General features: G+C 62.1%; 8 protein-coding genes and 1 CRISPR repeat array. Of the genes, 2 read left to right on the top strand and 6 right to left on the bottom strand.

Annotation, left to right across the window (positions count from 1 at the left end; all coding sequences use genetic code 11):
• Window positions 1-126 precede the first annotated feature (126 nt).
• Window positions 127-1,112: a CRISPR direct-repeat array (repeat unit 37 nt; unit sequence GTCGAAGCGCGGTAGAAACCCAGAACGGGATTGAAAC).
• Between the two features lie 246 nt (window positions 1,113-1,358).
• On the bottom strand, window positions 1,359-3,692 hold the full coding sequence (locus tag J2754_RS14605; protein WP_211087872.1) for an amino acid permease: 2,334 nt from the start codon (window positions 3,690-3,692) through the stop codon (window positions 1,359-1,361).
• 444 nt (window positions 3,693-4,136) lie between these two features.
• Here J2754_RS14605 and J2754_RS14600 point away from each other — a divergent pair, with 444 nt between their 5' ends.
• The gene (locus J2754_RS14600) at window positions 4,137-4,880 is read left to right on the top strand and encodes an Lrp/AsnC family transcriptional regulator (RefSeq protein WP_188879554.1); all 744 of its coding nucleotides are present in this window, start codon (window positions 4,137-4,139) and stop codon (window positions 4,878-4,880) included.
• Window positions 4,881-4,895: 15 nt separating this feature from the next.
• Here J2754_RS14600 and J2754_RS14595 read toward each other — a convergent pair whose 3' ends face one another.
• The 4 genes from J2754_RS14595 to J2754_RS14580 form a co-directional block, all read right to left on the bottom strand.
• Window positions 4,896-5,048, bottom strand: coding sequence for a hypothetical protein (locus tag J2754_RS14595; protein ID WP_211087869.1), 153 nt, complete (start codon window positions 5,046-5,048; stop codon window positions 4,896-4,898).
• A 100-nt stretch (window positions 5,049-5,148) separates the two neighbouring features.
• Window positions 5,149-5,826, bottom strand: a complete 678-nt coding sequence (locus tag J2754_RS14590; protein ID WP_211087868.1) for a potassium channel family protein — start codon at window positions 5,824-5,826, stop codon at window positions 5,149-5,151.
• Window positions 5,827-5,863: 37 nt separating this feature from the next.
• Window positions 5,864-6,070 carry a hypothetical protein gene (locus J2754_RS14585; RefSeq protein ID WP_188879556.1) on the bottom strand — a complete coding sequence of 69 codons (207 nt, stop codon included), beginning with the start codon at window positions 6,068-6,070 and terminating at the stop codon, window positions 5,864-5,866.
• A complete protein-coding gene (locus tag J2754_RS14580; RefSeq protein ID WP_188879557.1) occupies window positions 6,067-7,644 on the bottom strand; it encodes a TrkH family potassium uptake protein in 1,578 nt (525 codons plus the stop codon). The genes J2754_RS14585 and J2754_RS14580 overlap by 4 nt, the downstream gene beginning before the upstream one ends.
• A gap of 153 nt (window positions 7,645-7,797) precedes the next feature.
• On the opposite strand from J2754_RS14580, the gene J2754_RS14575 reads away from it, so the two are divergent.
• Complete coding sequence (locus tag J2754_RS14575) at window positions 7,798-8,058, top strand: hypothetical protein (RefSeq protein WP_188879558.1); 261 nt, start codon at window positions 7,798-7,800, stop codon at window positions 8,056-8,058.
• Between the two features lie 310 nt (window positions 8,059-8,368).
• Here the strand turns inward: J2754_RS14575 and J2754_RS14570 are convergent, their stop codons facing one another.
• Window positions 8,369-9,277, bottom strand: a complete 909-nt coding sequence (locus J2754_RS14570; protein WP_211087867.1) for a bile acid:sodium symporter family protein — start codon at window positions 9,275-9,277, stop codon at window positions 8,369-8,371.
• Window positions 9,278-9,429: the final 152 nt, after the last annotated feature.

Raw genomic sequence — 9,429 nt, 5'->3', positions numbered from 1 at the left:
CGCTCAAAAGATCCACAAGCGACGACCAATCTTACAAGAGACGCTCGCTACCGCTACACAACCGAGGTGTGAGGCTTAACTAAAGACGGATGCTTCGATCCACGAGATGCTTCCGCTCGCCGTCTCGTCGAAGCGCGGTAGAAACCCAGAACGGGATTGAAACCGCTTGACGACGCCGACGACGTCGAGGACGCCGACGTCGAAGCGCGGTAGAAACCCAGAACGGGATTGAAACATCGACCGGACGACGAGCTGGTCAGCCGCCGGGTTCGGTCGAAGCGCGGTAGAAACCCAGAACGGGATTGAAACTTGCCGGGGCCCTGACGGCTGGACATGAGGATGCGGTCGAAGCGCGGTAGAAACCCAGAACGGGATTGAAACCGTACTGGCTCGCCGCCTCACGCACCCGAGCGAGCTGTCGAAGCGCGGTAGAAACCCAGAACGGGATTGAAACACATCGGCGCACCGTCCTCGTTGTCGTTGTCGGCCTGTCGAAGCGCGGTAGAAACCCAGAACGGGATTGAAACCGGGCGCATCGGCGGCTCGACGACGTCGGTGGAGGGCGTCGAAGCGCGGTAGAAACCCAGAACGGGATTGAAACACTATCTCTCGTGGTCGATCGGCGATCAGGACTATTGTCGAAGCGCGGTAGAAACCCAGAACGGGATTGAAACGTGGGGCGCAGACGCTCGGCCAGGATCGCGAAACCGAGTCGAAGCGCGGTAGAAACCCAGAACGGGATTGAAACCTGTTGCGCGTCGAACGAATAGCGATAGTCGTCGAGTCGAAGCGCGGTAGAAACCCAGAACGGGATTGAAACTGTAGTCGGGTGAGTTCGGCCCGGACGAGCCGAACCGTCGAAGCGCGGTAGAAACCCAGAACGGGATTGAAACACGGGACGCGCGACGTCGACGTCGTCGGTCCCGACGGGTCGAAGCGCGGTAGAAACCCAGAACGGGATTGAAACCGCACCTCCCGGTCTGGGAGGTTCGGAAGCGGGTGGTCGAAGCGCGGTAGAAACCCAGAACGGGATTGAAACCCGTCGGACCGGGCGACCTCGTCGTCCTGACGGGGTGTCGAAGCGCGGTAGAAACCCAGAACGGGATTGAAACCGCCGTTCAGGACGTACACCGACATTCCGGACACGCCAAGGATGACGTTGGCAGGAACTGACTGACTGAGTGAGAAGATCGGCTTCCGACTGAGAGATCACCCAAAACGAATGCATATCCGAGGTAGATAACGAAGGCGATAACGCTCGCTCCGGGGCCGAGTTGGCCTAGGCGGACGAGCGCGATGCGTCCGTATGATGCCGTCGCTCGTTTTCCGATACCGTGCTGGTGGACGTGATATTCTCGCTACTTCCAGGTGAACCACCGTGAGAGCCACGAGCGGAACGTCCCGTGGCGCTTGACCATGATGACCGTGCCCTTCGCTCGTTCGCCGACAGCTTCGGGAACGGCCCCGAAGACGAGTTGTTGGAGGAGGCCTTCTCGTGACGACCCGATCACGGTCACGTCGTATTCTCCCGACGCGTCGACGATTTCGTCCACGACGTTGCCTTCAAGAACGCGCGTTCCGACCGTGACGTCGTCGGCGAGCGTCGATACGAGAGTATCCACGAGCTCTTCAGCGTCCGCGTGGTCAGCCTCTGAGCCATCCGGTTCGACCACGTGGGCGACGTCAACGTGCGCGTGCGTGGTGTGTGAGATCGCCTGTGCGACTTCGGCTGCGAGCTTGGCGTGCGGACCACCGGCGGTCGGCACGAGGATTCGCTCAATGTCTTGGACCGTCTCGTCGATGCGCTCAACGAGAACGTCACACTTCGCGCCCGTGACGACGTCGTCGACGTTACTCCCGAGGACGAAGTCGCGACGCCGGGAGCGCCCCCGCCAGCCGAGGATGACGGCATCGCTGTCGTGTTGCTCGATCGTGTTCAGGATCGCTGTGGAGACCTGGTGGCCGATCTTGATCGTGCCGCTGACCGGGACGTCCGCGTCCTCGGCGATCTCCATCGTCTGGACCAACAGTTCGCGTTCGTCGTCGACGAACTCGCGCCCCTCGTCGAGCGGGGTTTGTTGGGGAACGGTGACGACGCTGAGCGCGAGGATTTCGCCGTCGTTCTCACGCGCCATGTCGATGGCGGTGTGCATGAGCTGTTCTGCGGTCTCCGGATTGGCGACCGGGACGACGATCTGGTACTCCCGGTCGGCGGGTTCCTGCTCGACGACGACAGTCGGCGTCTCCTCTTCGAGTTGCTCTTCTTCCTTTGCCTGCGAGTAGCCGTAGTAAACGACGAGACCGAGCCCCATCCAGACGATGGTCGTGACGAGCGCGATCAATCCCTCGTTGCTCGTGCCGATGCCGATGGCTTGGAGGCCGAGTTCGTAGACGAGGAAGGGCGTGAGGAGGAACTGGAGGACGATGCCGATGAGTGGCGGCCACGGCATATAGGGGACTTCGTAGGTCCGTGGGAGGTCCGGGTGGGTCTTGCGCATCCGGATGAGCGTCCAGTTCACCTGCACGAACAGCAAAATGAACATGATGTCCGCCGCGGCGGCGACGGACTCGATCGGGAGGGCGATGGCCATCACGACAATGATCACCGCCGAGATGGCGATCGCGATGTGTGGCGTGCGCTTCTCCGGGTGAACGTTGTCGAAGACAGGCGGGAGGACGCGGTCGCGCCCCATCGCGAAGGAGACGCGCGAGGAGGAGTAGACGGTTGCGTTGAGCGCGGAGACGGTGGCGGCGAGCCCAGCGAAGAGGAGGAGCGGGACGCCGTAAGGGACGAACTGGCCGGCCGCGCGGATGATGCCGAGCTCACCGAGTTCGCCGAGGATCTGCCACGTCGTCCAGTCGGCGGGCGTGCCCGCAACACCGGCGAGATCGATGATGTGCTGGTTGACGGTGATGCCGCCGATCGAGACGAAGGCGACGAGAACGTAGATGGGTATGACGATGGCGAGCGAGTAGAAGACGGCTTTCGGGATGTTCGTTCCGGGGTCAACGACTTCCTCGCCGGACTGGACGATGATCTCGTAGCCCTCGAAGGCGATGTAAGTAAAGCCCATCGCGCCGATGATCCCAAAGACGCCGTTCGGAGCGAACATGGGGCTAGAGAGGAACTTGCCAGCCCACTGGGGGGCGGTGAGCGTGGCGCGCACGCCGAAGACGATGAAGACACCGAGGATGAGGAGCTTAAGTCCCGTGACGACGACGCCGGCTTTCCCGGTCTCCTCGGCGCCGCGGTAGTTGATGTACGCGAACGCGATGACGACGAGGACGGCGACGATCTTCTCCGCCCAGTGTTGGGAGAGGACGCCGAAGAGGACGAAATGGTTGGAGAGACCGGGAATGGCGTAGACGGCGAGGACAGTGAAGAACGTCCCGAACGTCACCGCGTAGAGCGAGCAGGCGACGGCGTGGGCGAACCAGCTCATCCAGCCGGCGTAGAAGCCGTTGGGGTCCCGGAGGGCCTCTTTCACCCAGAGGTAGCCGCCGCCCGCCTCGGGGAACGCGGCGCCGAGTTCGGCGTAGCTCACGGCGGTGAAGAGTGCGACGAAGCCGTTGATGATGAACGCGATGGTGAGGGCGGGGCCAGCGATACCGGCGGCGAAGCCCGTGAGGGCGAAGACGCCGGCACCGATCATCGCGCCGACACCGATGAACGTGATGTCGAAGAGGCTCATGTCCCGGGACAGCTCCGTGGTCGCCCCTCCGGAGGCCGCGTCGCTCACGTGAGTCCCCCCAGTTGAGAGACTTGTCTAGTTTGGCCGCTCAGACAGCGGGGTGCCGGGCAGGCTCCGACGTCTATTCGATGCGTGAGATTGCGAGTTCGTTCGTGGGCTCTCCCGATACGGGCTTCACAGATCGGGTCTGACCGATAGCCCAACGCGCCGAGCCTCGACGTACTCATATACGGACGTTTCTCTCGACCCATATAAAAACAGCAGATAGTTGCGTATAACGCACAAAAGAGGTGTTTAGTTTCGTTTCAGGAAATATGTCGGTGGTCGATAGGGCGCGAGTCGCCCGACGACGCGAACGTCGCGGCGTGGCCGAGCCAAGCCGAGCTAGACGAGCCCCCGAGGTGGTATGCGAAGACTGTTAGCTTCGGGGCTCGTACCGTCGATATGGAGCGGTTGGACGAAGTCGATCGGCGTATCCTCTATCGTCTCGTCGAGGACGCACGGAACACGTCCGCACCGATGATCGCCGACGAGGTGAACGTCTCGGGTGCGACGATTCGGAACCGTATCGAGCAGCTTGAGGAACGAGGCGTTATCACTGGCTATCACGCAGCTATCAACTACGAGCGGGGCGATAATTGGATGCAGAACCTCTTCATCTGCACCGCGCCAGTCGCCGACCGCGAGAAACAAGCGAAGAAAGTGTCGAATATCCCGGGCGTCGTCAACGTCCGTGAACTCCTCGCTGGTCGGCGAAACCTCCACGTCACCGCGATCGGCGCAAATTCCGACGAGCTGACGGTCATCTCGCGGAGACTCGCTGACATCGGGCTCGACATCGAGGACGAACACATCGTCCACATGGAGGAGACGGTTCCGCTCGACCACTTCGGGCCAGGCGACGGACCGCGGAACTCGCCGATGCGGGACTTCCTCAGCCTCACCGGAGGGGCCGAGGTGATCGAGCTTACTGTCGACGAAAACTCACCGATCGCCGGCCTCACACTCTCCGAGGCGAATAAATCCGGGCTCCTCGATAAGGACTTGCTTGTCATCGCCATCGAGCGCGACGACGAGATCATCACTCCACGCGGGTTCACCGAGATCCGAGCCGACGATCTCGTCACCATCTTCTCACGCTACAGTACGGACGGCGTCGCCATCGAGCCGTTCGAGGCGGACGCCTGAGGTTCCAGCATCGAACTAGCGGAGGTCGATTCTCGCGATCTCCTCGGAACAGCAGGCCGGACACGTCTCGCTCGCGGACTCCACGATGGTTCCGCAGTGACGACACTCGTAGAACCCGTCCTCGCCGAGTCGGACGCCCAGTTCCCACAGCCGTACGAGGGCCCTCATGAGACACACCTATCAGTAAGTACTCTGTGGGTATCGTTATCTATCCGATGGGACGGATCGCTGTGCAGTCTATCGGTTTTCATCGTCACGTTCGGTCGGCTTACTGCTCGGTGTCCGTCCCGGTGAACGTCCGGAGGATCCCGTCTGTCGCGCCTTCCCGTGAGAAGACGGTGAGGAGGTCACCGGCCTCAACGATGGTCCCACCCCGGGGTGTTACGACGGTCTCACCGCGCTCGACGGCGACGACGAGGACATCCTCCGGGATGAGGTCGGCGCCGTCGGCTTCGTGGAGGGATTTCCCGGCGATGGGTGCGGTGTCGGTGACCGTGACCTCGAACACCTCGGCCCCACCGGCGAGGGACATGAAGTCCTTGATCGCGGGACGCTGGACGGCTCGAAAGAGATATTCGGCGATGAGACGCTGCGGGTTCTCGAGGACGTTCGCGCCGATCTGACGGAAGACGTTCATGTGCTCGGGATTCTGGACGACGGTGACGAGCGAGGGGATCTCGAACTCCTTCGCGAGCAGGAGGCACATGATGTTGGTCGCATCCTCGTCGGTCGTGCAGATGATCGCGTCGGCCTGTGCAGCACCTGCATCTTCGAGTGTTTCCTTCTCCGTTGCGTCCGCGTTGATGACGAGACAGTCGTGTCTGCGACCGGCGCGGTCTGCGACGTCCGGGTCGCGTTCGATGACGACGACTTCGTTCCGTGTCTGTTCAGCTAGCTCAAGGACTTGCGAGCCGATATTGCCCGCGCCGACGATGATGACGTACATGGATTGTGTGGTTGTGAGTTAGTCGTAGTCGATGCTGTCAGGGCCGCCGCACCCAACGGTAGACGGGGTAGGTTGCGACGGCGACGACGTAGAGGGCTGCGGCACCGAGAATGGCCGGATGCCGGCCGAGGGTGGCGCCGGCGGCGACGAGTGCGAGACCGACGACGATGAGTGCGTCCACGATGGAGTCGTCACCGCCGAACTCGCGGAACTGCCGGATGACCGGCCAGTTTCGGAGGCTCATTGGAAGACACCCTCGCGGTAGAGGAGGCCGCGGAGTAAGACGAGCACGGGGATGATCTCGAGGCGGCCGATCCACATGTTGAAGAGGAAGGTCACCTTCGCGGGCGTCGGCATTTCGGGGCCGGTAATGCCCGCCGAGAGTCCGACGTTCCCCTGCGCGCTCGCGATCTCGAAGAGGACGTTCGGAAGCGTGAACGACGAGTCGACGGTGAGCATGAGGACGAACGCACCGACGGCGAGGAAGATGAACCAGAGGAACGTGATGATGGCGGCCTCCTCGAACTCCCGGGCGGCTTCCTGATCGTCGAGCTTCCGGTTCCCGAGATCGAAGTGCGTCACGGCGGTCTGTGGCAGAAAGACGTTCCGGATGCGGTAGGCGGTCCCCTTTGTGAGCGTGGCGAGACGGACGAGTTTGATGCCGCCGACGGTCGACCCCGCAGCCGCCCCGACTACCATCCCGATTGCGACCGTCACCTGCGCGGCCATCGACCACTGCGTTCCGAGCGAGTTGGCCGTCTGGAAGCCCGTACAGGAAGCCGCCGAGACGAACTGGAAGACGCCGTACCGGACCGACTGGAAGAGCGCCGCCGCGTTCCCGGTGAGCGTGGTACCGAGGAAGGTGACCGTCTCCGTCGACTGATACACGCCCTGGCTGTAGATGATGGCGACGAGGAATGCCGACAGGAGTCCGAAGAAACCGAATACCCAGCGCGTCTGGAGGTCCTCGTACAGCTGGGAGAGGTCGCCACGGAGGACGAGGTAGTGGACGGGGAACGCGATGCTCCCGAGCACCATAATGGGAAGAAGTGCGAAATCAATGAGGGGGCTGTCGTAGGTCGCAATAGAGCCGTCCGTGATCGAGAACCCGCCGGTGGCGAGCCCAGTCATCGCATGGTTGATTGCGTCCCACATCGGCATTCCCGCCAGCCACAACACCAGGATGGAGAAGACGGTGAAGAGGAGGAAGATCCACCAGATGGTGCGGACCGTCGAGACGATGCTCGGGTGGATCTTCTCGGAGCGTGCCTCCGACTCGTAAAGCGTCAGGCTCCCCGACCCTGGGCGTGCGAGAATCGCCGTCGTCAACACGATGACGCCGACACCGCCGATCCATTCGATGAACGACCGCCACCACTGCAGGACGTGCGGGAGTTCGGACTCGTTCACGCTCATCGTGAGTCCCGTACCCGTGAAGCCGCTAAGGCTTTCGAAGACTGCGTTCAGCGCGGAGAGGTGTGCCGCCGTCGTCTCCGAGAGGAGCGGCGCCCCGAAGAGTGCAAATCGCTGTGTCCACGCGACGAGGAGAAACGGAAGTGCACCGAAGATGGCGACGAGGAACCAACCGCTCGCCGCGATCATCATCCCGTGGAGCTTCCCCGGCTCGGCAGCGCCAGCGAACCGACGGGTGAGTGCGGTTCCGATTCCGAGTGGAAGGACCGCCGAGACGAGGAGTGCAGGAACTGCGTAGAGCTCGTGCCAGACGAGGGTGACCGGGAGCGACAGCAGCGGCATCACGGAGAACGCCTGAAAGATTCGGCCGAGATCCCGGCCGATCGTCGCAGAGGACTCCTGCATGCCCCGTCCGTACTAAGAGCCGAAACAAATACCTACCGATGCCGGTCGTCAGTACACAACTCCTATATATGCCTGGTTTCTCTGAGAGAAAAATACACCACCCATATTTGGCAATCAGCAAATCTCATGTGCGGGGACCTGGTATACTGTGATATGGGAACAGATGATAAATCGGAGGATACCCTTCCCTCTATCGAGGGAATCCTCGACGACGAAATCGGGGGCAGGGACAACGTCGAGCGATACAGCATCATTGAACGCACGCGCCACGAAGCAGAAGTCATTCTTTTCGAGGAAGACGAGACGGGTGCGATCAAGCAAGCACTCTACCAAGTCGACATCACCAACGCACTTGATGGCGGGGACTACCACGTCCACTGGACATTCATCGGCTACCGTGGCAACGGTGAGTGAGAATCTGCGGGGACTCCCTCTAGCGGCATCTCTCACCGGGAACCCCGAGTAGGTCCGTCGATCTCGGAATCGCTCGTGCCGTCGCCCGCTCGGCCACCCGCCTTCGCTTCCGGCAGCGCACAGTCTCGTCATTGACTTCGGCTTCCGAGAGACTGTCAGCCTCACTAGCTGCCGCTCGCTCCGCGGATGATTTCCAAGGGCGCTTCTCGGAATCCCACGACTGAAATTCAGGCCGAGTGCAACGACCCCATGGTCTCGAGACGCAGACGGTCCACCCCAAGAGATACTCCGACCCTCTGCAGATTCCGGGTCAGTTGCGCGTCGCCAACTGCGCGATTGCGGCGCTGGTCACCATTTCGACGATGCCGAAGCAGACTGCGGGGAGCGCAGCAATTGCGGGGAAGCCGGCGGCGACGACGAGCGCGGCGGCGACGGCGAAGTCACGCATTCCGACGGAAAACGTCCCGGCGAGGCGTTCGGCGGGCGTCGCGTCCGCGATGCGTGTGATGCTCCACCCGAGGCCGTAGCCGAGGAGGTTCAGCGTGAACGCGCCGGTAACGACGAGCGCCAGATGGGGAGTGACAGCACGGAGATGGGTGGCATTCGCGGCGGCGACCCCGCCGATGATCAGGACGACCATCACGGACGCGATACTCGTGTAGTAGTCGTCGTAGTGCACGACGACGCGCTCGTAGCGCGAGCGGGCGAGTACTGCGGCCACCATCGGGAGGACGACGGCGACGAGGAGTTCGGAGACGAGGCGCCCGCTATCGACGTGGACCGCCTTACCAAGTAGCGTGATGACGGAAGCGGGCGTGTAAAGGACGCTCACGACGCCGATAGCGACGAGCGAAATCGAGGAGAGCGCAATATCACCGTCGGCGAGCGCGGTCATCGTCGGGGAGACGAGTTCGGGTGTAACCGCGCCGAGGAGAACGAACCCCGCCGTAAGCGTAGGTGAGAGTCCCAGGACGGTGGCGATGGTGAACGCGAGAAGCGGCATTGCGAGATGTGCGAGGAGGACGCCTGCGAGGACGCGTCGGTCAACCGCACGGACGTCCTCGATCGAGAGGAGGAGTGAGGTGCTTCCGACCATCACGACGAGAATCGGTGTGGTCGCCTGCGTCACCACGCGCAGCGATGGTACGAGTACACCGAGGAGGACGGCGAGGATGACCCACCCGATGAGGTACTCGTCGATCAGGCGTGTCAAGCGCACACTGGGGTTTGCTGGAGTGCGGTTGAATCGGTGCCGGTTCTACTGACCGGGATTTGCACTCCCCCGAAGCCTCGACGAGTGACGCTTTCAGTGAATTGTTTTATTATCCGATGGCGGATTGGCAGAAGATTGCCACTGTCTAATTCTGAACC

Origin of the sequence: Halarchaeum nitratireducens, assembly GCF_017874695.1 — an archaeon.
Taxonomy (GTDB): domain Archaea; phylum Halobacteriota; class Halobacteria; order Halobacteriales; family Halobacteriaceae; genus Halarchaeum; species Halarchaeum nitratireducens.
This window is presented reverse-complemented; position numbering and strand designations above follow the sequence as displayed.

What these genes read in the sequence shown, in the direction of transcription:
- J2754_RS14605 (WP_211087872.1), bottom strand. Translation starts at nt 3,692, where the DNA reads ATGAGCCTCTTCGACATCACGTTCATCGGTGTCGGCGCGATGATCGGT.
- J2754_RS14600 (WP_188879554.1), top strand. Translation starts at nt 4,137, where the DNA reads ATGGAGCGGTTGGACGAAGTCGATCGGCGTATCCTCTATCGTCTCGTC.
- J2754_RS14595 (WP_211087869.1), bottom strand. Translation starts at nt 5,048, where the DNA reads ATGAGGGCCCTCGTACGGCTGTGGGAACTGGGCGTCCGACTCGGCGAG.
- J2754_RS14590 (WP_211087868.1), bottom strand. Translation starts at nt 5,826, where the DNA reads ATGTACGTCATCATCGTCGGCGCGGGCAATATCGGCTCGCAAGTCCTT.
- J2754_RS14585 (WP_188879556.1), bottom strand. Translation starts at nt 6,070, where the DNA reads ATGAGCCTCCGAAACTGGCCGGTCATCCGGCAGTTCCGCGAGTTCGGC.
- J2754_RS14580 (WP_188879557.1), bottom strand. Translation starts at nt 7,644, where the DNA reads ATGCAGGAGTCCTCTGCGACGATCGGCCGGGATCTCGGCCGAATCTTT.
- J2754_RS14575 (WP_188879558.1), top strand. Translation starts at nt 7,798, where the DNA reads ATGGGAACAGATGATAAATCGGAGGATACCCTTCCCTCTATCGAGGGA.